21 protein-coding genes are annotated in these 24,393 nt (G+C 64.1%); 15 read left to right on the top strand and 6 right to left on the bottom strand.

Annotated features, from left to right (window positions below):
• Positions 1 to 2 precede the first annotated feature (2 nt).
• Positions 3 to 2,600, bottom strand: coding sequence for a DNA mismatch repair protein MutS (gene mutS / locus WA983_RS10155; RefSeq protein WP_424311993.1), 2,598 nt, complete (start codon positions 2,598 to 2,600; stop codon positions 3 to 5).
• Positions 2,601 to 2,998: 398 nt separating this feature from the next.
• On the opposite strand from mutS, the gene WA983_RS10150 reads away from it, so the two are divergent.
• The 8 genes from WA983_RS10150 to WA983_RS10115 all read left to right on the top strand — a co-directional run bounded on the left by WA983_RS10150 (position 2,999) and on the right by WA983_RS10115 (position 12,245).
• Entirely contained in the window at positions 2,999 to 4,117 is a 1,119-nt protein-coding gene (locus WA983_RS10150) for a C4-dicarboxylate TRAP transporter substrate-binding protein (RefSeq protein ID WP_424248629.1), read from the top strand.
• 12 nt (positions 4,118 to 4,129) lie between these two features.
• The gene (locus WA983_RS10145) at positions 4,130 to 4,621 is read left to right on the top strand and encodes a TRAP transporter small permease (RefSeq protein ID WP_424248627.1); all 492 of its coding nucleotides are present in this window, start codon (positions 4,130 to 4,132) and stop codon (positions 4,619 to 4,621) included.
• Positions 4,606 to 5,925 carry a TRAP transporter large permease gene (locus WA983_RS10140; RefSeq protein ID WP_424248625.1) on the top strand — a complete coding sequence of 440 codons (1,320 nt, stop codon included), beginning with the start codon at positions 4,606 to 4,608 and terminating at the stop codon, positions 5,923 to 5,925. Before WA983_RS10145 ends, WA983_RS10140 begins: the two co-directional genes overlap by 16 nt.
• A 7-nt stretch (positions 5,926 to 5,932) precedes the next feature.
• The gene (locus tag WA983_RS10135; RefSeq protein ID WP_424248623.1) at positions 5,933 to 7,165 is read left to right on the top strand and encodes an amidohydrolase family protein; all 1,233 of its coding nucleotides are present in this window, start codon (positions 5,933 to 5,935) and stop codon (positions 7,163 to 7,165) included.
• A gap of 105 nt (positions 7,166 to 7,270) precedes the next feature.
• The gene (locus WA983_RS10130; RefSeq protein WP_424311992.1) at positions 7,271 to 9,289 is read left to right on the top strand and encodes an OPT family oligopeptide transporter; all 2,019 of its coding nucleotides are present in this window, start codon (positions 7,271 to 7,273) and stop codon (positions 9,287 to 9,289) included.
• A 230-nt stretch (positions 9,290 to 9,519) separates the two neighbouring features.
• Complete coding sequence (locus WA983_RS10125) at positions 9,520 to 9,720, top strand: hypothetical protein (RefSeq protein WP_424248619.1); 201 nt, start codon at positions 9,520 to 9,522, stop codon at positions 9,718 to 9,720.
• Between the two features lie 96 nt (positions 9,721 to 9,816).
• Positions 9,817 to 10,848 (top strand): phosphogluconate dehydrogenase (NAD(+)-dependent, decarboxylating), encoded by a 1,032-nt coding sequence (gene gnd / locus WA983_RS10120; RefSeq protein WP_424248617.1) that lies wholly within the window; start codon positions 9,817 to 9,819, stop codon positions 10,846 to 10,848.
• A 578-nt stretch (positions 10,849 to 11,426) separates the two neighbouring features.
• Positions 11,427 to 12,245, top strand: a complete 819-nt coding sequence (locus WA983_RS10115; protein WP_424248615.1) for a mechanosensitive ion channel family protein — start codon at positions 11,427 to 11,429, stop codon at positions 12,243 to 12,245.
• Positions 12,246 to 12,247: 2 nt separating this feature from the next.
• Here WA983_RS10115 and cysE read toward each other — a convergent pair whose 3' ends face one another.
• The gene (cysE, locus tag WA983_RS10110; RefSeq protein ID WP_424248613.1) at positions 12,248 to 13,207 is read right to left on the bottom strand and encodes a serine O-acetyltransferase; all 960 of its coding nucleotides are present in this window, start codon (positions 13,205 to 13,207) and stop codon (positions 12,248 to 12,250) included.
• On the bottom strand, positions 13,200 to 14,081 hold the full coding sequence (locus tag WA983_RS10105; RefSeq protein ID WP_424248612.1) for an RNA methyltransferase: 882 nt from the start codon (positions 14,079 to 14,081) through the stop codon (positions 13,200 to 13,202). Before WA983_RS10105 ends, cysE begins: the two co-directional genes overlap by 8 nt.
• Before the next feature lie 39 nt (positions 14,082 to 14,120).
• On the opposite strand from WA983_RS10105, the gene WA983_RS10100 reads away from it, so the two are divergent.
• Both WA983_RS10100 and WA983_RS10095 read left to right on the top strand, forming a co-directional pair.
• Positions 14,121 to 14,903: an inositol monophosphatase family protein gene (locus tag WA983_RS10100; protein WP_424248610.1), complete on the top strand. Its 783-nt coding sequence runs from the start codon at positions 14,121 to 14,123 to the stop codon at positions 14,901 to 14,903.
• A gap of 12 nt (positions 14,904 to 14,915) precedes the next feature.
• A complete protein-coding gene (locus WA983_RS10095) occupies positions 14,916 to 16,490 on the top strand; it encodes a TerC family protein (protein ID WP_424248635.1) in 1,575 nt (524 codons plus the stop codon).
• 3 nt (positions 16,491 to 16,493) lie between these two features.
• On the opposite strand, the gene WA983_RS10090 is transcribed toward WA983_RS10095, so the two are convergent.
• The 3 genes from WA983_RS10090 to WA983_RS10080 all read right to left on the bottom strand — a co-directional run bounded on the left by WA983_RS10090 (position 16,494) and on the right by WA983_RS10080 (position 18,616).
• The gene (locus WA983_RS10090; protein WP_424248608.1) at positions 16,494 to 17,258 is read right to left on the bottom strand and encodes a UDP-2,3-diacylglucosamine diphosphatase; all 765 of its coding nucleotides are present in this window, start codon (positions 17,256 to 17,258) and stop codon (positions 16,494 to 16,496) included.
• A complete protein-coding gene (locus WA983_RS10085) occupies positions 17,251 to 17,760 on the bottom strand; it encodes a peptidylprolyl isomerase (protein WP_424248633.1) in 510 nt (169 codons plus the stop codon). Before WA983_RS10085 ends, WA983_RS10090 begins: the two co-directional genes overlap by 8 nt.
• Before the next feature lie 157 nt (positions 17,761 to 17,917).
• Positions 17,918 to 18,616, bottom strand: a complete 699-nt coding sequence (locus WA983_RS10080) for a tetratricopeptide repeat protein (protein ID WP_424248606.1) — start codon at positions 18,614 to 18,616, stop codon at positions 17,918 to 17,920.
• Positions 18,617 to 18,747: 131 nt separating this feature from the next.
• On the opposite strand from WA983_RS10080, the gene cysS reads away from it, so the two are divergent.
• The 5 genes from cysS to WA983_RS10055 all read left to right on the top strand — a co-directional run bounded on the left by cysS (position 18,748) and on the right by WA983_RS10055 (position 24,241).
• Entirely contained in the window at positions 18,748 to 20,190 is a 1,443-nt protein-coding gene (cysS, locus tag WA983_RS10075) for a cysteine--tRNA ligase (RefSeq protein ID WP_424248604.1), read from the top strand.
• Between the two features lie 8 nt (positions 20,191 to 20,198).
• Complete coding sequence (locus WA983_RS10070; protein ID WP_424248602.1) at positions 20,199 to 20,846, top strand: DNA-3-methyladenine glycosylase family protein; 648 nt, start codon at positions 20,199 to 20,201, stop codon at positions 20,844 to 20,846.
• 67 nt (positions 20,847 to 20,913) lie between these two features.
• Complete coding sequence (locus tag WA983_RS10065; protein ID WP_424248600.1) at positions 20,914 to 21,876, top strand: acetyl-CoA carboxylase carboxyltransferase subunit alpha; 963 nt, start codon at positions 20,914 to 20,916, stop codon at positions 21,874 to 21,876.
• Positions 21,851 to 22,885 (top strand): tRNA lysidine(34) synthetase TilS, encoded by a 1,035-nt coding sequence (tilS, locus tag WA983_RS10060; protein ID WP_424311991.1) that lies wholly within the window; start codon positions 21,851 to 21,853, stop codon positions 22,883 to 22,885. Before WA983_RS10065 ends, tilS begins: the two co-directional genes overlap by 26 nt.
• Before the next feature lie 87 nt (positions 22,886 to 22,972).
• Positions 22,973 to 24,241, top strand: a complete 1,269-nt coding sequence (locus WA983_RS10055; RefSeq protein ID WP_424249092.1) for an aspartate kinase — start codon at positions 22,973 to 22,975, stop codon at positions 24,239 to 24,241.
• The last annotated feature ends 152 nt before the right edge of the window (positions 24,242 to 24,393 follow it).

The raw sequence follows: 24,393 nt of genomic DNA, 5'->3' as shown, positions 1-24,393 counted from the left end.
GTTCAGAGAAAATCGCGGCGCAGTTGGTAGATCAGTTCCAGCGCCTCGCGCGGGCTGAGGCTGTCCGGTTCCAGCGCCTGCAGGGCGGCGCGCAGCGGCGCGTCCTGATCGCCGCCCGATTCGTCTTCGGTCTGCTGCACGAACAGTCCCAACTGAGATTCCGCCCGGTTGCGGCTCTCCAGTTCGGCCAGTTCCTTGCGGGCATGGCGGATCACCACGGGCGGGATGCCGGCTCGCTGGGCCACGTGCAGACCGTAGCTCTGGCTGGCCGGGCCGGGACGGACCTCGTGCAGGAAGACCACGCCATCGGGCGTATCGGCCGCCGCCAGGTGGACGTTGACCACGCCGTGGGTTCTTTCCGGCAGGCGGGTCATCTCGAAATAGTGCGTGGCAAACAGCGCCATGGCGCGGTTGTGCGTCAGCAACCGGTGGGCGATGGCCCAGGCCAGCGCCAGGCCGTCATACGTGGACGTGCCGCGGCCGATCTCGTCCATCAGCACCAGGCTGCGCGGCGTGGCCGCCCCCAGGATCACGCCCGCCTCCATCATCTCCATCATGAAGGTCGAGCGCCCGCCCGCCAGGTCGTCGGCCGCGCCGATGCGCGTGAAGATGCGGTCCACCGGGCCGATTTTCGCCCGCGTGGCCGGCACGTAGCTGCCGGTGCGTGCCAGCAGCGCGATCAGCGCCACCTGGCGCATATAGGTGGATTTACCGCCCATGTTCGGCCCCGTGATCAGCAGCATGCGGCGTTCTTCGCTCATGCGGCAGTCGTTCGGGGTGAAGGATTCGATGCTGTGTTCCACCACCGGATGGCGGCCGTCCTCGATGTCCAGGCAGACGTCGTCGGACAGTTCCGGCGCCACCCAGCCGTGGGCGCGTGCGTGATGGGCCAGCCCGGCCAGTGCGTCGATCCGCGCCAGGGCGGCGGCGCTGCGCGCCAGAGCCGCCGCGTGTTCCGCCGCCTGCGTCAGGAGCTGTTCGTACAGCAGCTTCTCGCGCGCCAGGCTGCGGTCCCGGGCCGACAGGACCTTGTCCTCCCAGGCCTTCAGCTCGGGCGTGATGTAGCGTTCCACGTTTTTCAGCGTCTGGCGGCGGCGGTAATCGTCCGGCACCTTGTCCGCCTGGCCGCGCGAGACCTCGATGAAAAAGCCGTGGACGCGGTTGTATTCCACGCGCAGATTGGCAATGCCGGTGCGTTCCCGTTCGCGGGACTCGACCTCCAGCAGGAAGGCACCGTTGTCGCCCGCCAATTGGCGCAGTTCGTCCAGTTCCGTGTCGTAGCCCGGAGCGATCACCCCGCCGTCGCGCACCATCAGGGCCGGTTCGGCGGCGATGCCCCGGTCCAGCAAGGTGTGCAGCGCCGGGTCCACGGGCACGTTCCCCAGGCAGTCGGCCAGCAGCCCCCGGGCATCGAAGGCCGATGCGGTAGCCTGTGCCAGCGCGTCCAGCCCGCCCAGCGCGTCGCGCAGACTGGCCAGTTCGCGCGGCCGGATCGTGCCCAGCGCCAGGCGGGTTGCCATCCGCTCCAGATCGGGCAGTGGCCGCAGCGCGTCGCGCAGGGCGCGCAGTGCGCCGTCGGCGTCCGGCGCCTGCAGTAGTTGCGTGATCACGTCCTGGCGGTCGCGCGCCTGCGGGTTGTCGCGCAGCGGCGCCTGCAGCCAGCGGCGCAATTGGCGGCTGCCCATCGGCGTGCGGGCATGGTCCAGCGTACTGAACAAGGTCGGCCCATCGCCGCCGTTCAGTGTGTCCGTGATTTCCAGATTGCGCCGCGTGGCCGGGTCCAGCACCACGTAGTCGCCGCCTGCGTCCACCGCCAGGCTGTGCACGTGGCTGAGTGCCTGGGCCTGCGTCGTCCCGACATAGCGCAACAGCGCGCCCGCAGCCTGCATCGCCAATGGCAGGTGATCCAACCCGAAGGCACCGACGTCGTTCACGCCAAAATGACGCAGCAGTGTGTCGCGCGCGCCGTCGGCCTCGAAGTGCCAGTCCGGCACCCGGCTGATCGCCGCGTCCAGTTCGGAGGCATCCAGCGCCTGCATGTCCGCCTGTTCCGCGCAGACCAGTTCGGCGGGCGCGATGCGGCTCAGTTCCGCGTCCAGCAGTTCCTGCGTCGATTCGCAGGCTTTGAAGTCGCCGTTTGCCAGGTTCATCCAGGCCAGGCCCACGGTTTCGCGCCCGTGGCCGCGACCGCCGACCCAGGCTGCGATCCGGCGATCGTCGTTGGCCGGCAACAGCGCATCGTCGGTCAGTGTGCCGGGCGTCACCACGCGCACGATCTTGCGTTCCACCGGCCCCTTGCTGGCGGCCGGATCGCCGATCTGCTCGCAGATGGCGATGGATTCGCCCAGTGCCACCAGCCGCGCCAGGTAGCCTTCCATGGCGTGATGCGGCACCCCCGCCATCGGGATCGGCGCGCCGTTGGACGTGCCGCGCTTGGTCAACGTCAGGTTCAGCAGCCGCGCCCCGCGTTCGGCGTCGTCGTAGAACATCTCGTAGAAGTCGCCCATGCGGTAGAACAGCAGGTGCGACCCGGCTTGGGCTTTCAACTGGAGGTACTGCTGCATCATCGGGGTGTGGCCGGAGAGGTCGGGGGTGGGCATGGGCGAGGCGCTGATCGGGGGTGGAACGGGGAAACCGTATTATCGTTCAATGGGGAGGGAGGGTGTCGGTCTCGATGGTGACGGGTTCTGAAGACTGGTTTGGCCCTGGTTGGCGCGTCGGGAAAATCGAGGTTGCACCCGCAGACCCCGAGCAGGTCCGGGACCTTCTGGACCCTGGGAGAAGCGCATGAAATCGTATTTCTCTCAGTGCTGGGCAGCTCGGATCCGCGCCTGGATCCACTCGTTGAAGCTTCTACCAGGGTTCCCTGTATTGCGCTTCGGACGTGACTAGGTGTTAACCCTTTTTCTGCTTGGGGTTTTACCTAGGTTGCATAAAGGTGGGTGCTCCATGAACAATGTCCCCGATCTTGCTTGTTCAACCACGGGGGAAGTCCGTAATGAAATTCAAAAAACTGTTGATTGGCCTGGCCTGTGTGAGCTTCTCGGTATCCGCGTTCGCGGCCAAGAACTTCAAGGCGAACGTCCTGTACGACCAGAAGCACCCTTTTACGCACTATGGTTACCTGACCTGGGCTGATTACCTCAAGGATATTTCCGGTGGCGAGCTGAACCCCAAGGTCTACACCGGTACGGTCCTGCTCGCGGCCAACGCCAGCATGCAGGGGCTGCGTGACAACGTTGTCCAGGTGGCGCACCACCCGGCGATCTATACGCCGTCGGAGCTTCCCGTGGCCAACGCCATGCAGGAACTGGGTTTCAACTTCGATAACCAGATGGCGGTGATCGCGGCTGTGTCCGAGTTCAGCATGAACAATCCTGTTCAACTGGCCGAGTGGAAAAAGTCCGGCATGATCTATCTGGGTGCCTACGCCACCTCGCCCTACGTGCTGTTCTGCCGCCAGCCCATCAATTCTCTGGCCGACCTCAAGGGCAAGCGTATTCGTACGGCCGGGTCCACCATCGCTGACTGGGTGAAGCAGGTCGAGGGGATCGCCGTCAACATCTCGTCGGGCGAAATGTATTCCGGGCTGGATCGCGGCTCATTGGATTGCGCCAGCAATTCTCCGCTGGATCTTCAAGCCCGTTCGCTGTGGGAAGTCGCACCCTATACCGTGCTGGTTCCGACAGGCGTCTACTGGTCCGGCCCTGAATGGGGGTTCAGCAAGAAGTTCTGGACCGGCTTGACCGATCAGGAGAAGCAATGGTTCAAGGAAGCCTCCGCGTATTCCATGGCCAACATCGTGGTCAATTACAAAAAGGAAGACAAGGCAGCCATTGAGTTCGCCAAGGGGAAGGGCAATACGGTGTCTGAAGCACCCGCCGACATCCAGGCGTCCGTCGAGGAATTCCGCAAGAAATCGCTCAATGACGTCTATGACCTGGCCGCAAACAAGTACAAGATCCAGAATCCAAAAGAAACCCTGGATGACTTCATCGGCACTTACAACAAGTGGGTGGAACTCCTGAAGGACAAGAACACCGATAGCGTGGATGACATGAAGGCGCTGTTTATGGCCAACATCTTCGACAAGTTGCCGGCCAACTACGGTATGTAATTGATGCGAGTCTTGTTCACGACAAGCCGATATCTAGCAAAGGCGGGCTTTTACCTGGCCTGCCTTGCTCTGGTATTCATGGCCGGGCATATGTTCCTGGACGTCGTTTTGCGGCGTCTGGGGATCTACATCGAAGGGACGCTCGAGTTCACCTCGTTTTATTACATGATATTCGCGGTGTTCTCGGGACTTGCTTACACGCAATACAAAGACAAACATATATCAACCGATATATTGGTCAACCTTCTGCCCAAGAAAGTCTCCGCGCCGTTGTTCAAGTTCAATCTTGTCATCCAGTTGATCCTGTACGTGGTGCTCACCTACCAGACCACCATAGACGCTTTCAATTCGGCTTCCTTTCATGAGGAAGCGATGGCAAATTTCACCTTTTACATCTGGCCCGCCAAATTTGCGCTGCCGCTCGGGTTCTTCTCCCTGTGCCTGGTTGTTCTGTCGCAGCTTATTGCTTCAAAATCCGAGAGTGATGCATGGACGCTCAGTTAATCGTTGGTGTTTCTGGCGTCGCCGTCGCGCTGTTCCTGATTTTTTTGCGGGTGCCGATCGGGGTGAGTCTTGCCCTGATTTCGATCATCGGCATCGGCATCGTCGCGGACATGGACGTTGCCCTCAGCATCATTTCCTCCACCCCCTATAACTTCGTGGGTCAATGGGAACTGTCCGCCGCGCCGATGTTCCTGCTGATGGGGTACTTGTGCTCTGAGACCAATCTCACCAAGGGGATCTTTCGATTTCTGCAGATGCTCCTGCATCGGCTCCCCGGCGGTCTGGCGATCTCCAGTGTGACCGCGTGTGCGATTTTTTCGGCGGCTTCCGGTTCCAGCGTGGCGACGGCGGGTGCCATGTCCAAGATCGCGGTTCCGGAAATGCTCAACCGTGGTTACAGCCCGTCGCTGGCAACCAGCACGGTCGCCGCCGCCGGAACACTCGGGTCGCTGATCCCCCCCAGTGTGCTGCTGATTCTGTACGGTGTCTATGCGAATACATCCATCGGACAGCTTTTCATGGCGGGCGTGTTGCCGGGCCTGCTGACCGTCGTACTGTATTTCACCATGATCATCATCCGGTGCAAGTTGAATCCGGAACTCTATGGTCGAGGCGCGGGGACGTCCGAATCCTACTCGGGGCGGGAACTGTTCCAGGCATTCACCCAGGTATGGGCGCTGCCTACCTTGATCATTTTCGTGATGGTCGGCATTTTTTATGGCTGGTTTTCGCCGACGGAAGCGGGGGCCATCGGTTCCGTGACGGCGATCATCATCGCACTGTTCAAGGGCACGCTGACCCGGGTCGCCGTGAAAAACGCGGTGTTTGACGCGGCCTACAGCACGGCGAACATATTCCTGATCATGATCGGGTCTATTTTCTTCACGAAATTCCTGGCCTTGTCGGGCGTGCCGGACGCGTTCACGAGCTTTATCCTGTCGTTCAGCGAAGAGCGGTGGTGGATCGTGGTTTCGGTGATCATCATTTACCTGATCCTGGGGATGTTCATCGACTCGATCGGCATCCTGCTCTTGACCCTGCCCATCCTGCTGCCCCTGGTCGATGTCGCGCACATCGATCTCATCTGGTTCGGCATTCTGTTGACGAAAATGCTGGAAATCGGCCTTGTCACGCCACCTGTCGGCTTGAACGTTTATGTCATCAAGGCGACCGCCCCGCCCGGCATCAGTCTGGAAACGATTTTCAAGGGCGTCATCTGGTTCATTTTGTGCGATGTGGTGTTCCTGGCTCTGATTTATTACTTTCCGATCATCGTCACCTATCTTCCCAGCATCATGAGGTAATCGAAGAATGTACACAATTCTGAAAAATGCCAGCTATCTGGATGTCCGTTCCGGCATCTATCAGACCAATAAGTCGATCATCATCAAGGGAGACAAGGTCGAGAAAATTACCGATGCGGGTGGTGCCGACGGGCTGGGTGATGCCAAGGTCATCGATTGCTCCGGGCTGTATCTGCTGCCTGGTCTGATCGATGCCCACGTGCACACGACGGCGATCACGCCCGACTTTGCGGAACTCGAGGTCACCTCGCCCTTTTATATTGCGATCAAGTCCACCGAGATTCTCTCCGGCATGTTGCAGCGTGGTTTCACCACGGTGCGAGATGCGGGCGGCGCCGATTATGGTCTGGCGGCCACCACGCAGGAAGATCCGACCCTGGGCCCCGAAATCCTGTTTTGCGGCAAGGCCTTGTCACAGACAGGCGGCCACGGCGATGTCCGCACCAAGGGACGCAGGCAGTTCGAAGGCTGCTTCTGCTGTGCCGGACTCGGCATTGTCGTCGATGGCGTGTCCCAGGTTCGCCGCGCGGCGCGTGATGAAATCCGCAAGGGCGCCACGCAGATCAAAATCATGGCCTCCGGCGGGGTTTCGTCCCCCACGGATCGCATCGACAGCACGCAATTCTCGATCGAGGAAATCCGGGCCATTGTCGAAGAAGCCGATGCCGCCAATATCTATTGCATGGCGCATGCCTATACGGCCCGGGCCATCAAGCGCCTGCTGCGCAATGGCGTCAGGACGATCGAGCACGGCAATCTGCTCGATGAAGAATGCTGCGACCTCTTTGTCGAAACCGGCGCCTATCTGGTGCCGACCTTGGTGACCTATCAGGCCTTGGCCAACGAAGGGGTGGCCAGCGGCTTGCCGGCTTCGATGGAAGAAAAAATCTACACCGTTCTCGAAGCAGGTCATGTCGCCCTGAAGATGGCTTATGACAAGGGCGTCAAGATGCTGTACGGGTCCGATTTGCTGGGTGCCATGCAGCGGCATCAGTTGCAGGAATTCAGCATCCGCTCGAAAGTTGTCAGCAACATTGACCTGATCCGCCAGGCGACGGTCAATGCGGCGGAATGCTTCGGCAGGGTCGGGGATATCGGTGAAATCCTGGAAGGCGGATCGGCCAATATTCTTGCGTATCGGCAGGATCCCTTGCAGGATATCCAGACGCTTGTGAATCCGGAAGACGGGTTGCGCCTGATCATCAATCGAGGCGTGACGGTCAAGCATCTGGCCGCCTGATCGGGCATGGGGGCTGCCATGCCGTAGTGGGTTGCTTCGAATAGATACAATAAGCAGGTATCTATTTTCCTGCAAGGAACCGCCCCCATCATGCCCGCAGCCCACATGTCACTGAAGGAACTCACCCTGCGGGGCGTGGTTCTGGGTGCCTTGATCACCCTGGTGTTTACCGCGTCCAACGTCTACCTGGGCTTGAAGGTCGGTCTGACCTTCGCGTCCTCGATTCCGGCGGCAGTGATTTCCATGGCGGTCCTGCGGGCGTTCCGCGACTCCAATATGCTGGAGAACAACATCGTCCAGACGCAGGCGTCGGCGGCGGGCACCTTGTCCGCCGTCATTTTCGTGCTGCCGGCGCTGCTGATGATGGGATATTGGACAGGGTTTCCCTTGTTGCAGACCGCCATGATCTGCGCCTGTGGCGGGATTCTGGGTGTGGTGTTCACCGTGCCGCTGCGACGTGCGCTGGTCGTCAACAGCGATCTGCCGTATCCAGAAGGCGTGGCCGCAGCCGAGATCCTGAAGGTCGGGCAGAAGCAGGCAGATGATGCAGAGGGCGCAGAAACCCGGCAGGCCGGTGGACTGCGCGAGATCATGCTGGGTGGGGCGCTGGCGGGTGGTTTCAGCCTGCTGACGGGCGGCCTGCGTGTGGCCGGCGACAGCGTGAGTCATTGGTTCAGCATCGGACGCGCCGTATTCCAGTTGCCCCTGGGCCTGTCCTTTGCCCTGGTCGGGGCGGGCTATCTCGTCGGCATCGTCGGCGGCGTGGCGATGCTGCTGGGTGTGGTGTTGTCCTGGGGCGTGGCGGTGCCCTGGCTGACGGCGCTCACGCCCATGCCCGACGGTGCCAGCTTGTCGAGCTTTGCCACCGGTATCTGGGTGTCCAAAGTGCGGCTGATCGGCGCCGGCATGATCGCCGTGGCGGCCGTCTGGACCCTGCTGACGCTGATCCGGCCCATGATCGAGGGCATGCGGATTTCACTGTCGGTGCTGAAACGCGGGTCGGGCGAAGCGGGACAGGACCGCACCGACGCCGACCTGCCGCCCGGGCTGCTGCTGAAGCTGACGCTGCTCATGATTCTGCTGTTGGGCGCGACCTTTCATTCCTTCGTGGCGGACTCCGGTCTGCCGGTATTGGCTGCCTGGACTCTGATCGTCGCCGGCGTCGTGCTGGCCTTCGTTTTCGGCTTCCTGGTGGCGGCCGCGTGCGGCTACATGGCCGGCCTGGTGGGCTCGTCGGCCAGTCCGATTTCGGGTATTGCGGTGATCGCCATCCTGGCTTCGTCCATGATCTTCATCGGCATCGGCCAGGCGCAGGACTTGTTGGGCAACCCCGAATCCGTGCGGTTCATGACGGCGCTGGCGCTGTTCTGCACCTCGGTCGTCGTGGCCGTGGCGGCGATTTCCAACGACAACCTGCAGGACTTGAAAACGGGCTGGCTGGTCCATGCGACGCCGTGGCGGCAGCAGATCGCGCTGATCATCGGCTGCGTGATCGGCGCGGTGACGATTCCGCCCGTGCTGGAATTGCTCTACGAGGCGTACGGTTTCATCGGCAGCCTGCCGCGCGAGGGCATGGACCCCGCCCAGGCGCTGGCCGCGCCGCAGGCATCGCTCATGATCACCATCGCGCAGGGTCTGTTCAGCGACACGCTCGACTGGACGTACATCCGCATCGGTGTGCTGGTGGGTGCCGCACTGATCGTCTTCGACTTGGTTCTGAGCCGACTCAGCCGCTTCAGCGTCCCGCCGCTGGCGGTGGCCATGGGCGTCTATCTGCCGCCCACGGTGGCCACGGCCCTGTTCGTCGGCGCCCTGATCTCGTGGTTCGCGCGGACCCGTGTCTGCGCTCAGGCGCGGTCGACCGGTGCGGATCCGGTCCGGCTCGAACAGGCCAGCGAACGCACCGGCACCTTGTTCGCCTCGGGCCTGATCGTGGGCGAGAGCCTGGTGGGCGTGGTGCTGGCCATCGTGATCGTGGGCTCCATGGCATCCGGCGGCGGCGATGCGCCGCTGGCCGTGGCGGGTCCCGGGTTTGCGCCGATTGCGACCGGCATCGGGCTGCTGGCTTTTGTGCTGATGTGCGTGGTGTTTGTGCGGCGTGTGCTGGGGGCGGGGAGGGGGTGAGGCGCCGGGTATCTCTGCCATAGCTATGCATCACCGTTTCTATAGAGCCGCATGACAACTAGTACGGGGAAAGCCTTGCGTATCGGGCTGCCAATTGGGACAATAAGCTACCCCATTTGAGTCCTGCAGGAGAAAACGCGCCCGCCAGCCGATAGGTTCGCGGGCTTTGCCGCGCTTGGGAACTGATTTTGGAGGCCCGCGTGAGCAGAAGCAAAAGAAAGACCCCTATCATGGGCATGACGTCCGCGGTCAGTGAGGCGCAGGACAAGGCGATCTGGCATCGTGCTTATAGACGTGCAGAACGGCAGCGCCTTCAATCGCAGCCGTTTTCCGACCCGCACAGTTTTCGTGAATTCTCCGATCCGTGGGGCATGGACAAAGACGGCAAGCAATACTGCGAGAAGATGCCGGCGCGGTGGATGCGCAAATAGCAAGCAAGCGGCCGGGCCTCGTTTCCCACGCCCAACGCGCCACGGTCTCCCCCCGCCCCTGTACCATTACGTCCAATGCACATCACGGAGATTCACATGCAAATCGGCATGGTAGGTTTGGGACGCATGGGCGCTGGCATGGTGCGCCGCCTCATGGACAAAAACATCGGCTGCGTTGCCTACGACCCTCAACAAGACGCCGTCGCGCGCCTGATGGCCGATGGTGCCGTCGGCGCCGCCTCGCTGGCCGATCTGGTCGAAAAACTCCCGCGCCCCCGGGCTGTCTGGCTGATGGTGCCGGCGGGCCTGGTCGATGGCGTATTGGGTCAACTGGAACCGTTGCTCGATGCGGACGACATCGTCATCGACGGTGGCAATTCCTGCTATCACGACGACATCCGGCGGGCGAAGGCGCTGGCGGATCAGGGTATTCATTACCTGGACGTTGGCACCAGCGGCGGCGTGCATGGCCAGGCCCGGGGCTATTGCCTGATGATCGGTGGCGATACTGCTGCGGTCGGGCGGCTGGAGTCGGTGTTCGCGGCGCTGTCGCCGGGCCGGGACGCCGCCTCGCATACACCGGGGCGCGGCGAGGGTGCGGGCACGGCAGAGCAGGGCTATCTGCACTGCGGGCCGGCGGGGGCGGGGCACTTCGTGAAGATGGTGCACAACGGCATCGAGTACGGGATCATGCAGGCCTATGCCGAGGGCTTCAATCTGCTGCGTCATGCGAACGTCGGCAAAAGCGATCACGCGACCGACGCGGAAACCACGCCGATGCGCGATCCGCAGCACTATCAGTACGACATGGATCTGCCCGAAATCGCCGAACTCTGGCGCCGGGGCAGCGTGATCGGTTCGTGGCTGCTGGACCTGACGGCGCGGGCGTTCCAGGCTGATCCGGGGCTGGACGGCTTTGCCGGTCGGGTGTCCGATTCCGGCGAGGGCCGCTGGACGCTGCACGCGGCCATCGACGAGGGCGTGCCGGTGCCGGTGCTCAGCGCCGCGCTGTTCGAGCGCTTCCAGTCACGCGGTAATGCGGAATTCGCCAACAAGGTGCTGTCGGCGATGCGCAAGGGATTTGGCGGGCACGAGGAACCTGGAGCAGAAATCAACCGCTCAGCGTAACCCTTTGGCCCATCGTTGAAATCAGGGAAAGCCCGAGGTTTGTCCATGGGCTTGTCCACAGGCGAGGTGGATAATTCCGCGCGACCGATCCTTGTCATGGATCGGTCATTTTTTTACCTCATGATCTATCTCATTGATGTGCAAAGGGGAAATCAAGTCTCCCAGGACTTGTCCATGGCATTGTCCACAATTCGCGGGGATAAGACGGTCATCCCCGGCCACATGGTTTTCTTTGGCCGAGCCGGATCCCGGACGATTTCCGACCGCTGCGCCTAAGTGATTGAGGCACAGGGGAAACCCGCAGATCCCCGGTGTTTGTCCATGGGTTTGTCCACAGGCCGCGTGGATAAATCGGCGCGGCTGACAACGTTCATGAAACGGTCATTTTTCTATCTGTTTGTCTATCCATTTGATTTATAAATAAAAAATGAAGTCTCCAGGGACTTGTCCATGGGATTGTCCACACTCCGCGTGGATAAACGAGTCAGCGCGGAACCGGCTCGGGGATCGGTCAAAGTGCTGTCTCCAAGCCGACGTAAAATCAGCGTTTCCCTGCTTCACTCTTGGAGATTTCAGTCATGGAACAGCTTCAGGCTTTCTGGTCCAGCCTGCCCGATCTGAGCGGCATCGCGATCAATCTCGGTGTGACCCTGGCGATCCTGATCGTCGGTTGGACCGTGTCCAATCTGTTGGGGCGCTGGATGCTCCACGTGGCGGACCGGTCCTCCCGGATCGACCCGACCATCGTTCCCATGATCCGCAGTGTCACCGTCTGGGCCGTACGCATCGTGGTGCTGCTGGCCGTGCTGGCCCGCCTGGGGGTGCAGACTGCCAGTCTGGTCGCCATGCTGGGCGCTTCCGCGCTGGCCATCGGTCTGGCCCTGCAGGGCACGCTGCAGAATTTCGCCGCCGGCATCATGCTGCTGGTGTTGCGGCCGGTGCGCGCGGGGGAATTCGTCGCCATCGGCAGCCAGGGCACCGGCACGGTGGACGAGATCGGCCTGTTCATGACGCGTTTCGTGCAGGCCGATGGCATCCATGTCCTGCTGCCCAATACGCTGGTCTGGGGCAGTCCGATCACCAATTACAGCCGCAACAAGACCCGCCGCCTGGACATGATGCTGGGGGTGCGTTACGACGACGATCTGGATGCGGCGCTGAACACGCTGCAGGCGCTGGTGGATCGCCATGACGACATACTGTCTGATCCGGCCCCTCAGGTCATGGTGATGGAGTACCGGGACAGCACCATCATGGTGAACGTCCGTGCATGGGCGCTGGCGGACAAATACTGGGACGTGTATTTCGACCTGCACCGCCGGGCACCGCAGGCGCTGCGTCAGGCGGGCCTGCGCTCGCCCATCCCGCTGCGTGAGGTCCAGTCGATAGCCAAATAACCCTACTCCACCATCCGGTTCAGCCGCTCCGCGTCCAGCGGACGCTGGCCGTTTTCGATGCGCTGGCCCAGGTCTTCCAGAGCCGAGCACAGGCGCTGGATGCGCGCGTCCTGCTGGGCCGTGTGGTTGATGAGTTCGTGCAGCACCTTGACCAGCGGGTCGTCGTCCGCGCGGCCAACGCCGTAGGGGGCGAAGTCCTCTTTGGGGATCGTGCCGTCGGTGGGGGCGGACTCGGTCCGGCCGCGTTGCAGCAGTTCCTGCAGGGGCCGGGCAGCCCATTCGGATTGCGCGAGCGGGGTGTCTTCCTGGCAGGGTGACACGGTGGAGCGTGCCTGGCGGGTGGCCGCCGAACCCGAAGCGGCACTCGCATCTGCAGCAGCCGAAGCAGCCGACTCGGAACCCGCGCCAGCACCCACATCGGCCGCAGAACCCGACGCTTCATGGCTCTCCGGCAGAATCACCCGCGCCGGGTTGCCCACGGCGGTCGCCCCGGCAGGCACGGGCTTGATCACCACCGCGTTGGAGCCGATCCGGGCATGGGCGCCTACAGTGAAGCCGCCCAGGATCTGGGCGCCCGCGCCCACGACCACGCCTTCTTCCAGCGTCGGATGGCGCTTTTCGCCCTTGTAGAGCCGCGTGCCGCCCAGGGTGACGCCCTGGTAGATCGTGCAGTCGTCGCCGATCTCGGCGGTCTCGCCGATCACCACGCCAAAGCCGTGGTCGATGAACACGCGCCGGCCGATGCGCGCGCCGGGATGGATTTCGATGCCGGTCAGCAGGCGTCCCAGGTGGGACGTGAAGCGGCCCGCCCAGTACCAGCCGCGCCGCCACAGGCCGTGCGCCAGCCGGTGGATCAGGATGGCGTGCAGGCCCGGATAGCAGGTCAGGATCTCGATGCGGCTGCGAGCCGCCGGATCGCGTTCGTGGATGCAGGCGAGGTCTTCACGGAGCTGGTCAAACATGGTGGTCGGGGCCTGAGGCCTGTGCGTGTTCGTCAAGGAGAGTGCGTGGGGACTGCGCGTCATCGGGCGCCGGGCGCCCGGCGCTGCGGATCATGGCGGTGCACAGGCCGCGCACCATATCCACCTCGTCGGCGCTCAGCCGGTTGCGGGTCCACATCTGCCGCATGCGCGGCACGAGTTTCTTCGGATGCCTGGGGTCCAGGAACCCGACCGCCAGCAGGGCCTGCTCGAAATGATCCAGCATGGCCTGAACGCGTTCGCTGCTGGCCGGGTCCGATCCGGGATCATGCCGGGCATGGGTGTCGGGCAGGCGTGCCGCGCCGGCCAGGGGCAGCAGGGCGTAGCGCATTTCCCAGGCGGCCAGTTGCAGCGCCTGGGACACGTTCAAGGAACTGTATTCCGGGTTGGCGGGGATGTGACAGACCCGCTGACACAGGGTGATGTCCTCGTTGGACAGGCCGGTGCGCTCCGTGCCCAGGACGATGGCGATGCGCGCGTCCGGCTGGGACAGTTCGGCGGCCGATTGCACGGCGGCCTCGCGGATGTCGCAGGGCGGAGGGCCGATGGCCCGCGCCCGCGCCGTCAGGGCGAAGGCCAGGGTGACGGGCCCCAGGGCGTCGGCCAGGCTGGCGTGCTGCCGGGTGTTTTCCAGGATGTCGCCGGCCCCGCTCGCCAGGGCGATGGCCTCGGCTTGACGGGTGATGTCCGGGTCGGCGGGGGCCACCAGATGCAGGTCGTGAAAGCCCATGGTCTTGATCGCCCGGGCCGCCGAGCCGACATTGCCGGGGTGGGTGGGGCTGACCATGACGAAGCGCACCCGGCTGAAAATATCCAGGGTGTCGGGGGGCGAATCGGAGGAAACTGTCAGAGTCATTTAAAATAGGGGTCTGTTACCCGTGATCTTTGGAAACCTATGCACCCGATGCTCAACACCGCCATCAAGGCGGCACGCCGTGCCGGCGCCATCATCAACCGCGCCAGCCTTGACCTGGAGCGCCTGAACGTAGCGCGCAAGGGGCCAAAGGACTACGTCACGGAAGTCGATCGGGCCGCCGAGGAATCCATCATCGACATTTTACGCACAGCCTACCCGGACCACGGCATCCTGGCCGAGGAATCCGGCCGTCTGCAGGCTGGGGGCGGTCAGGCCGAGGCGGAATTCCAATGGGTGATCGACCCGCTGGACGGTACCACGAACTTCATCCATGGTTTCGCCCACTACGCCGTGTCCATCGCCCTGATGCATCGTGGCCAGGCCGTGCACGCGGTGATCTACGACACGACGCGCAACGAGATGTTCACCGCCAGCCGCGGCAGCGGCGCCTTCCTGAACGACCGCCGGGTCCGGGTGTCCTCCTGCATGCGCTATCACGATGCGCTGCTGGCTTCGCACATTCCTCAGTCCACGGCCTTGCCGGCCACCTCGCCCTTCGTGCCCCTGCTGGCCGAATGCGCGGCGGCGCGGCGCACGGGCTCCACGGTCCTGGACCTGGCCTGGGTGGCCAGCGGCCGGCTGGACGGTTTCTGCGGCGTCAAGCTCAAGCCCTGGGACATGGCCGCCGGCAGCCTGCTGGTGCTGGAGGCCGGTGGTCTGATGGCCGATTTCCAGGGTGAGCAGGGCTGGATGGAGTCGGGCAACGTGCTGGCCGCACCGCCCAAGATATTTGCGCAGATGGTCGCTCATCTGCACGCCTGACGGGGCATGATGATGGAGTGGATGCTGGACCCGGCAGCCTGGGTGGGCTTGCTCACCCTGATCGTCCTGGAAATCGTTCTGGGCATCGATAATCTGGTCTTTATCGCCATTCTGGTCGACAAACTGCCGCCCAAGCAGCGCGATCGCGCCCGCGTCCTGGGTCTGAGCCTGGCACTGATCATGCGTCTGTTCCTGCTGACGCTGATGTCCTGGCTGGTCAAGCTCACCGAACCCTTGGTGTACCTGGGCGATCTGGCATTCTCGGGTCGCGACCTGATCCTGATCACGGGCGGTTTCTTTCTGCTGTTCAAGGGCACTTTCGAACTGCACGACCGCATCGAGGGTCGCACCCAGCATGCCTCGGGCTCGCGCCTGCATGCCGGCTTCTGGGTGATCGTCACCCAGATCGTCATTCTGGACGCGGTGTTCTCCGTCGATTCGGTGATCACGGCCGTGGGGATGGTCGATCACCTGGCGATCATGATGGTGGCTGTGGTGATCGCCATGGGGATCATGCTGGTGGCGTCCAAGCCGCTGACCGCCTTCGTCAATGCCCACCCGACAGTGGTCATTCTGTGTCTGGGCTTCCTGCTGACGATCGGCTTCTCGCTGGTGGCCGACGGCTTCAGCTTCCACGTCCCCAAGGGCTATCTGTACGCCGCCATCGTGTTCTCGGTGCTGATCGAGAGCCTGAATCAATGGGCGCGGCGCAACGTGCGCCGGGCCGAGATGCGCCGGCCGCTGCGTGAGCGCACCGCCGAGACCGTGCTGCTGATGCTGGGCCGCAAGCCCATGGTCGGTCCTGAGCCGGATGACGGCGAGAACACGCCCGCACCGGTCGAGGCCTTCGTCGATGAGGAACGCAACATGGTCAGCGGCGTGCTGACGCTCAGCGACCGCAACGTGCATTCCGTGATGACGCCGCGCACCGACGTGTCCTGGATCAATCTGGATGCGCCGCTGGACGATCTGCGCGCCCAGTTGATCCGCGAGCCGCACAGTTTCTTCCCGGTGTGCCGAGGCACGCTGGACGAGGTCGTGGGGGTGGGCCGCGCGAAGGATCTGCTCCTGGATCTGCTGGAGCATGGCGGCATCCGCGCGACCCGGCTGCGCGAGCCCATCATCGTGCACGAGACCATTCCCATCCTGCAGCTTATGGAAACGCTCAAGCGTTCGCACGGGCTGTTGGTGCTGGTGGCCGATGAGTTCGGCTCCATCGTCGGCGTGGTGACGCCGATCGACATCTTCGAAGCCATCGCCGGTGAATTCCCCGACGAGGATGAGGCGCCCGACATCATCGACCAGGGTAACGGCCGCTGGCGCGTGGACGGTGCCGCCGATCTGCACCACCTGGAACAGGTCCTGCACACCGATGGGCTGGTCGACGAGCACGAGGAATACTCCACCATCGCGGGCTATCTCCTGAGCCGTTTCGGGCGCCTGCCCGAGGTCGGCGATCATTGCGAACTGACGAGCGGCTACGGTGGTTTTCGTTTCACCGTCGTCGCCCTGGAAGGCCGGCGCATTGCCGCCGTCCAGATCGACAGCCTGGACCCGTTCGACCCCGAGGCTGATCCTCAGGATTGATTCCTACATCTGTTTCAGTTGGATTCCGGACGCGTCGATTTCGATCCAGCCCCCTCGGGGGGGCGGGGCTCGGTCGAATTCCCAATCCGGCAGCACATAGCGCCGCGCCGCGCGTCCGTCCAGGTCCATCGGGTGGATGGCGGGCCGGTGCGTGTGACCGTGGATCAGGGTAGTGCATCCGGCATCGCGCAGCGCCCGCGCGACGGCGGCGGCATTCACGTCCATGATCGCCATCGACTTGCTGCGGCGGGCCTGCCGGCTGCGTGCGCGTGCGCGCGTGGCGATGGCGCGCCGCAAGCTCAGCGGCAGGGCCAGAAAGAGGTGTTGAATCCAGGGGGTGCGGACGATGCGGCGGAAGCGCTGATAGGCGAGGTCGTCCGTGCAGAATTCGTCGCCGTGGGCCAGCAGGATGGTGCCGGCATCGGTATCCAGAACGGCTGGAGTATCCAGCAGCCGGGCGCCCAGCGCGTCGGCCAGGGCGCGGCCCATCAGGAAATCGCGATTGCCGCGCGCCAGCCACAGGGGCAGGTCGGCCGCAGTGGCGCGTAACGCGTCCAGAGCGGCGGCCAGCCAGTCGGGTGGATCACGCAGGGCGTGATCGTCGCCGATCCAGGCGTCGAAAATGTCGCCGCACAGGATCAGGGCATCGGCCTGGCGGCGTGCCCGATCCAGGAAATCGTAGAAGGCGCGGGCCGTCTCGGGGACAGCCTCGCCCAGGTGGATGTCCGAGGCGACCCAGACGGCGCCTCGCAGCGCCAGTTTATTCAACCAGCGTGGCGCTTTCGATGATGACGTCCTCGGCCGGCACGTCCTGGTGGAAGCCCTTGCTGCCGGTCTTCACTTTCTTGATTTCGTCGACGACTTCGGTGCCTTCGATGACGCGGCCGAACACGGCGTAGCCCCAGCCATTGGAGGTGGGCGCTGAGAAGTTCAGGAAATCGTTGTCAGCCACGTTGATGAAGAACTGGGCCGTGGCCGAGTGCGGATCGGAGGTGCGCGCCATGGCGAGCGTGTAGCGGTCGTTCTTCAGGCCGTTGTTGGCCTCGTTTTCGATCTGCGCGTGAGTCTGCTTCTGCTTCATGCCGGGCTCGAAACCGCCGCCCTGGATCATGAAGTTGTTGATGACGCGGTGAAAGACGGTGCCGTCGTAGAAGCCTTCCTTGACGTAGCTGAGGAAGTTTTCGACGGTTTTGGGGGCTTTTTCGGCGTTCAGTTCGATCAGCAGATCGCCCTTGTTGGTATGCAGTTTGACGTGCGGATGAGTGCTCATGGCTGTGCTTTTGGGGGAGGGGTTGGAATCAGCCTGCGCGGCGACGGCAGCGCCGCCCGCCAGGACCAGAACGCAGCCCAGGCTGCAGGCCCGCGCCCAGGGCAGGGCGCGGGAAAGAGACGAGAAATGGGACATGGTGGCGTCCAGGGGAAAAGGCTTATTGTGCCTGAGGGGCGGGGGTCTTGGGAATCGATGGGACGGGGGCCTGCGCCGGCTTCGGCGCCTGGCCGCCGCCCGCCGCGCGGGCGCGGTCGAAGGATTCCTGGGCCAGACGCATCTGGACGTGCCCGAGATTTTCCAGCGCCGGGGCGAAGGATGGATCGGACACCAGCGCCATGTCCAGCGCTTCGCGGGCCAGTTGGAGCTGGCCCTGGCGGGCGTATGCGATCGCCAGCGCGTTCCAGGGTTCGGGCAGTTCGGGGTAGTCGGTGGTCATCTGCCGCCAGACAGCCATGGCCTGGTCGTGCTGGCCCAGCGCATCCAGGGCGCGGCCCTGCAGATAACGCAACTGGACGTCGACGCCCGGACTGACGGACGCGTCGTGCGCGGCCTGGCGTTTGGTGATGATGTCCAGGGCTTCTTTGGCGCGGCCCGAGTCGATCAGCGACGATACATGTTCGGCGATCTGGGCGGGCGTCAGTGGAATGGCCGTGTTCACCGATGGCGTGGCTTTTTTCAGCAGGTCGGCGAAGGCTTGCCAGCCGCGTTCCGGCGGGGGGGCTTCGGTGAATGCCCCGGTGTCCGGGTCGTAGTTCAGACTGGGCAGGTCCGCGTCGGCGCTCGAGGATGCCGCGAGAGTCGAACCCGCCGCCAGGCAGGCGCACAGGGCCAAAACAGGAAGGAAAGGGCGGGTCACGTCTCGGGGCACCTATGGGTGGGGTTCTGGGATTGGACCGGGGGACGGTATACTTGTCAGTCCATTTTACATCCCCGTGCGCTGCCCGTATGGTCCGAAGCGGCGGGTTTGCTCGTCTCATCCGATCCGCCATGCTCCATATCCACGACACCCTGACACGCCAGAAAATGCCGCTGCGGACAGCGGAGCCGGGGGTGGTTCGCATGTACGTCTGTGGCATGACGGTCTATGACTTCTGCCATCTGGGCCATGCGCGGATGCTGGTCGGCTTCGACGTGGTGCAGCGCTGGCTGCGGGCCTCGGGCTATCAGGTGCGCTACGTGCGCAACATCACCGACATCGATGACAAGATCATCCGTCGCGCGGTCGAACGCGGTGTGACGATCCGGGCGCTGACCGAATTCTTCATCGACGCCATGCGCGCCGACGAGCGCGCCCTGGGGGTCCAGTCCCCCGATGACGAGCCGCGCGCCACGGAGCACGTGGCCGGCATGCTCGACATCATCCGCACCCTCGAATCCAAGGGCCTGGCCTATCAGGGCGCGGACGGCGACGTCAATTTCCCGGTTCGCAAATTCCCCGGCTACGGCAAGCTGTCAGGCAAATCGCTGGACGATCTGCGCGCAGGCGAACGCGTCGCCGTGTCCGCCGGCAAGCAGGATCCGCTGGACTTCGTGCTGTGGAAATCGGCCAAGCCCGAAGAACCCGCCGACACCCGCTGGGATTCCCCCTACGGGCCGGGGCGCCCGGGCTGGCACATCGAATGCTCGGCCATGAGCCACGCGCTGCTGGGCATGCCGCTGGACATCCACGGCGGCGGCCCGGACCTGAAATTCCCCCACCACGAAAACGAGATCGCCCAAAGCGAAGGCGCGTTTGGCGGCACCCTGGCCACGGCCTGGATGCACTGCGGTCCGATGATGGTGGACGCCGAAAAAATGTCCAAGTCCCTGGGCAATTTCCGCCGCATCCGCGACACGGTCGCGTTGGACGCGGCCGATGACCGCGCCGACTACGCCGTCAACCTCCGCGAAGCCGAGATGCTGCGCTTCTTTCTGGTGCGCAACCACTACCGCAGCGCCCAGAATTACGCGCCCGACAATCTGCTGGACGCCCAGAATGCCCTGGATCGGCTCTACCAGACGCTGGTCAGCGTGCCGCCCGCCGACGTGGCCGTCGATTGGGACGATCCGGCTGCCCAGGCCTTCCGTGCCGCCATGGACGACGACTTCAATACGGCCGGTGCCGTGGCCGTGCTGTTCGAACTGGCCGGGCAGGCCAACCGCGAAGCCAGCGCCCGGGCCAGCGGCCTGATGCGCGCCTTGGGCGGCATCCTCGGCCTGCTGCAGGCCGATCCCGTCGGTTATCTGAAATCCCCCACCCGTTTTCTGGCGGGCGGCGTTCGCGCCGATACGCTGTCGTCCGAATCCATCGAAGCCCTGATCGCCGAGCGCGCCCAGGCCAAGTCCTCGCGCGATTTCGCCCGGGCCGATGCCATCCGCACCGAATTGCGCGAGCAGGGCGTGGAACTGGCCGACGCGGCCGGCGGCGCCACCCAATGGCGGCGGGTGTGACCGTGGACATGCAACATCACAGCCCCGCCGCGCTGCAGCCTGCCTATTGGACGCAGGCGTGCGAACACCTGATGCAGCGCGACCGCATCCTGCGCAAGCTGATCCCGGTCTACGGTCACGAATCCATGCAGGCGCGCCAGAGCCCGTTCCAGACCCTGACCCGCATCATCGTCGGCCAGCAGATCTCCCTGGCGCTGGGGCGCAAGCTCTGGGCCCGGCTGGTTCAGGCCTGCGGCACCGACATGCAGCCTGGCTGCATCGCCCGTTTCACCGAGGCCGAACTGCGCGGACTCGGCCTGTCCCTGCGCAAGGCCCAGTACCTGCGTGACGCGGCCGAATTCTTTGCCCAGTCCGACCGGATGGACCCGGCCTGGTGGGAATCCCGCGACGACGCGGCCGTGATGGCGTTGTTGTGCGACATCCGCGGCGTGGGCCGCTGGACGGCGGAAATGTTCCTGATTTTCTTCCTTGGCCGCCCCGACGTCCTGCCTCTGGATGACACGGCGCTGCTCAAGGCCATTTCCCATCACTACTTCAGCGGCGAGCCGGTCTCGCGCTTCGAAGCCCGCGAGGTCTCCCAGGCCTGGGCGCCGTGGCGCACGGTCGCCAGCTGGTATCTGTGGCGCAGCATGGATGCTGCCGCCGTCGAGTATTGATGTCCCGAACGTTCTGACCGAATATCCTGATCGAGTCCCGAAATTCCATTCTAGGACCCCAGTTCTCATGCGAAATACATTTCTTGAATTCGAACAGCCCCTGGCCGAGCTCGACCAAAAGATCGAAGAACTGCGCTACGTGCAGACCGATTCCGCCGTCGATATCTCCGAAGAGGTCAACCGCCTGCAGCAGAAGAGCCAGTCCCTGGCCAAGAGCATCTACGCCAAACTGACCCCCTGGCAGACCGCGTTGGTGGCGCGCCACCCCCAGCGGCCCTACACCATGGATTACGTCCAGGCGCTGTTCACGGATTTCCATGAACTGCACGGCGACCGCATGTATGCCGATGACCTGTCCATCGTGGGCGGGCTGGCGCGCTTCAACGGCACGCCCTGCATGGTGATCGGTCACCAGAAAGGCCGCGACACCAAGGAACGCGCCCGGCGCAATTTCGGCATGCCGCTGCCCGAAGGCTATCGCAAGGCCCTGCGTCTGATGAAGCTGGCCGAAAAATTCCGTCTGCCGGTGTTCACTTTCGTCGACACTCCGGGCGCCTATCCCGGCGTCGGGGCCGAAGAGCGCGGCCAATCCGAAGCCATCGGCCACAATCTGTACGCCATGGCCGGCCTGAAAGTCCCCATCATCGTCACCATCATCGGTGAAGGCGGTTCGGGCGGCGCGCTGGCCATCGCCGTGGGCGACACGGTCATGATGCTGCAGTACGCCACGTATGCCGTCATTTCGCCCGAAGGCTGCGCCTCCATCCTCTGGCGCAGTGCCGACAAGGCCTCCGTCGCTGCCGAGGCCCTGGCCATCACGGCGCCGCGCCTGAAGGACCTGGGCCTGATCGACCGCGTGGTCAACGAGCCCGTGGGCGGTGCCCACCGCGATCCGGACACCATGGCCCGACAGCTTCAGCGCGCCCTGGCCGACGCTCTGCGCGAACTCTCCAGCCTGGACGTGGACGAACTGTTGCGCCGCCGCCTCGAGCGTGTCTCCGCTTATGGGCGATTCCAGGACGTCCGCTAGCCCGGCGCTCGATCCATCGCTGCTGCGGGCGCTTGACACCGCCCTGGCGGCGCTGCCCGCCGGTGCCGCCGTCGGTGTAGCGCTCAGCGCCGGGGCTGATTCCGCCATGCTGGCCCTGCATGCCGCCCAGACGGCCCGGGGGCGCGGGCTGCGGCTGCATTGCTTCCATATCCATCACGGCCTGCAAGCCGAAGCCGACGACTGGCTGATCCAGGCGCATCGGCTGGCGGGGCTGTTGAGGGTCTGTTGCCACAGCCGGCGGGTGACAGTCGATGTCGATGGCCGGGGGATGGAAGCGGCCGCTCGGGACGCCCGCTATACGGCCTTGGCCGAACTGGCCGCCCACGCCGGCGTCGGCCATCTGCTGCTGGCGCATCACCAGGATGATCAGGCTGAAACCGTGCTGTTGCGCCTGCTGCGCGGCACCGGGCCCTTGGGGCTGGCGGCCATGCGTCCCGTGACGGAACGCGGCGGCCTGATCTGGCTCCGGCCCTGGCTGGATCTGCCCCGGTCCGCGATTCTGGACAGCGCCCGGCGTTTCGAGGCGCTGAGTGGCTGGCGGCCGGCCAGCGACCCCAGCAATGTCGACGAGCGTTACGCCCGGGGTGCCCTGCGCGCTGGCCTGGCACCGGTGCTGGACGCGCGCTGGCCCGCCTGGCGCCGGACTCTGGCCCGACATGCGGGTCAGGCGCGCGATCTGTCGGACTGGGTGGACGAAACCGCGCACGCCGATTGGGCCGGGCTGGACCCTGCTCCCGACGGTCGGGCGTTTTCGCTGGCCGCCTGGCGTGCGCTGCCCGTGTCTCGCCAGGCGCCATTGTTGCGTCATTGGCTGCATGCCCTGGGCCTGCGCATGCCCACCGAGGCCCGCTTGCAAGCCTGGTTGCGCCAACTGCGCGGGGTCCATGCCTTGGGTCATGACCGTGACGTGCGGCTGGGCCATGAAGGCGTCTGGATCGTGGTGCAGCGTGGCCGCGTCCTATGCATCTCGAAAACCCAGGTAGAATAATTGGCTTTGCTGCACTCTGTGCGGTAAATCACCGATCTACACGGGAATTGTCCGAACGATCCCCCAGGCTCCAATCTTCATCAGGGCATCATGCTAATCGTCCAGAAATACGGCGGCACCTCGATGGGTTCCGTCGAACGTATTCAGAACGTCGCGCGGCGTGTGGCCAAATGGCACGCCGCCGGCCACCAGGTCGTCGTCGTCCCTTCGGCCATGTCGGGCGAAACCAACCGACTGCTGGGTCTGGCCAAAGAAATTTCCCCCCAGCCCGATCCGCGCGAGCTGGACATGCTGGCTTCCACCGGCGAACAGGCCAGCAGCGCGCTGCTGGCCATCGCCCTGATGCGCCAGGGTGTCGCCGCCCGCAGCTATACGGGCTGGCAAGTGCCGGTGCGAACCGACAGTTCATACACGAAAGCGCGTATCCACTCCATTGACGATACCCGTATTCGCGCCGATCTGGATTCGGGTCGCGTGGTGGTCGTCACGGGTTTTCAGGGCATTGATGACGAAGGTCACATCACCACCCTGGGGCGGGGCGGTTCGGACACCTCGGCCGTGGCGGTCGCCGCCGCCATGGGCGCCGACGAATGCCTCATCTTCACCGACGTGGACGGCGTCTACACCACCGACCCGCGCGTCGTCCCCGAAGCGCGTCGCATGAACGTCATTTCCTTCGAGGAAATGCTGGAAATGGCATCGCTCGGCTCCAAGGTCCTGCAGATCCGTTCCGTCGAATTCGCCGGCAAATATCAGGTGCCGCTGCGAGTCCTGTCCTCGCTGACCGATCCCATGATCCCGGTCGACGAAGAAATGCACTCGGGCACGCTCATCACTTTCGAGGAAGACCAGAAAATGGAAACCGCCGTTGTCTCCGGCATCGCCTTCAGCCGCGACGAAGCCAAAGTCACCCTGCGCAACGTGCCCGACACCCCGGGCGTGGCCTATTCGATCCTGGGGCCCGTGGCCGCAGCCAATATCGACGTGGACATGATCCTGCAGAACATCTCGCAGCAGGGCATGACCGACTTCTCCTTCACGGTCAACCGCAATGACTTTGCGCGCACCCTGGACCTGCTCAAGGACCAGATCGGCCCGGCCGTGGGCGCCGGCGACGTCGTCTCCGACGACAAGGTCGCCAAGGTCTCCATCGTCGGCATCGGCATGCGCAGCCACGTCGGCGTCGCCAGCCTGATGTTCCGCACCCTGGCCGAAGAAGGCATCAACATCCAGATGATCAGCACCTCGGAAATCAAGACCTCCGTGCTGATCAACGACAAGTACATGGAACTGGCCGTGCGCGCCCTGCACAAGGCCTTTGAACTGGACCAGGCATCCGTCCAGGCCGAGGCCTGATCGGCGGCTTTGGCGCCGCTGCGCCGGCTGTCAACGCTAAATAGAAATGTCCGGTTTTCTCCCAAATAGAAATGTCCGGTTCAGGGGGAGGCGGCCGGGTGTGCGCGCAGGCGTTCGATAGGCCCCTCCCAGCGTCTCCAGGGATGATTGGC

The organism is Castellaniella sp. (genome assembly GCF_049650445.1).
Lineage (GTDB): Bacteria > Pseudomonadota > Gammaproteobacteria > Burkholderiales > Burkholderiaceae_B > Castellaniella.
Note: the sequence above shows the minus strand (reverse complement) of the source record. Positions and strands in the feature narration are given on the sequence as shown.

What these genes read in the sequence shown, in the direction of transcription:
- WA983_RS10095 (WP_424248635.1), top strand. Translation starts at nt 14,916, where the DNA reads ATGGAGTGGATGCTGGACCCGGCAGCCTGGGTGGGCTTGCTCACCCTG.
- WA983_RS10125 (WP_424248619.1), top strand. Translation starts at nt 9,520, where the DNA reads ATGGGCATGACGTCCGCGGTCAGTGAGGCGCAGGACAAGGCGATCTGG.
- WA983_RS10130 (WP_424311992.1), top strand. Translation starts at nt 7,271, where the DNA reads ATGTCACTGAAGGAACTCACCCTGCGGGGCGTGGTTCTGGGTGCCTTG.
- cysS (WP_424248604.1), top strand. Translation starts at nt 18,748, where the DNA reads ATGCTCCATATCCACGACACCCTGACACGCCAGAAAATGCCGCTGCGG.
- WA983_RS10065 (WP_424248600.1), top strand. Translation starts at nt 20,914, where the DNA reads ATGCGAAATACATTTCTTGAATTCGAACAGCCCCTGGCCGAGCTCGAC.
- WA983_RS10105 (WP_424248612.1), bottom strand. Translation starts at nt 14,081, where the DNA reads ATGACTCTGACAGTTTCCTCCGATTCGCCCCCCGACACCCTGGATATT.
- WA983_RS10100 (WP_424248610.1), top strand. Translation starts at nt 14,121, where the DNA reads ATGCACCCGATGCTCAACACCGCCATCAAGGCGGCACGCCGTGCCGGC.
- mutS (WP_424311993.1), bottom strand. Translation starts at nt 2,600, where the DNA reads ATGCCCACCCCCGACCTCTCCGGCCACACCCCGATGATGCAGCAGTAC.
- WA983_RS10115 (WP_424248615.1), top strand. Translation starts at nt 11,427, where the DNA reads ATGGAACAGCTTCAGGCTTTCTGGTCCAGCCTGCCCGATCTGAGCGGC.
- tilS (WP_424311991.1), top strand. Translation starts at nt 21,851, where the DNA reads ATGGGCGATTCCAGGACGTCCGCTAGCCCGGCGCTCGATCCATCGCTG.
- WA983_RS10135 (WP_424248623.1), top strand. Translation starts at nt 5,933, where the DNA reads ATGTACACAATTCTGAAAAATGCCAGCTATCTGGATGTCCGTTCCGGC.
- cysE (WP_424248613.1), bottom strand. Translation starts at nt 13,207, where the DNA reads ATGTTTGACCAGCTCCGTGAAGACCTCGCCTGCATCCACGAACGCGAT.
- WA983_RS10070 (WP_424248602.1), top strand. Translation starts at nt 20,199, where the DNA reads ATGCAACATCACAGCCCCGCCGCGCTGCAGCCTGCCTATTGGACGCAG.
- WA983_RS10085 (WP_424248633.1), bottom strand. Translation starts at nt 17,760, where the DNA reads ATGAGCACTCATCCGCACGTCAAACTGCATACCAACAAGGGCGATCTG.
- WA983_RS10150 (WP_424248629.1), top strand. Translation starts at nt 2,999, where the DNA reads ATGAAATTCAAAAAACTGTTGATTGGCCTGGCCTGTGTGAGCTTCTCG.
- WA983_RS10140 (WP_424248625.1), top strand. Translation starts at nt 4,606, where the DNA reads ATGGACGCTCAGTTAATCGTTGGTGTTTCTGGCGTCGCCGTCGCGCTG.
- gnd (WP_424248617.1), top strand. Translation starts at nt 9,817, where the DNA reads ATGCAAATCGGCATGGTAGGTTTGGGACGCATGGGCGCTGGCATGGTG.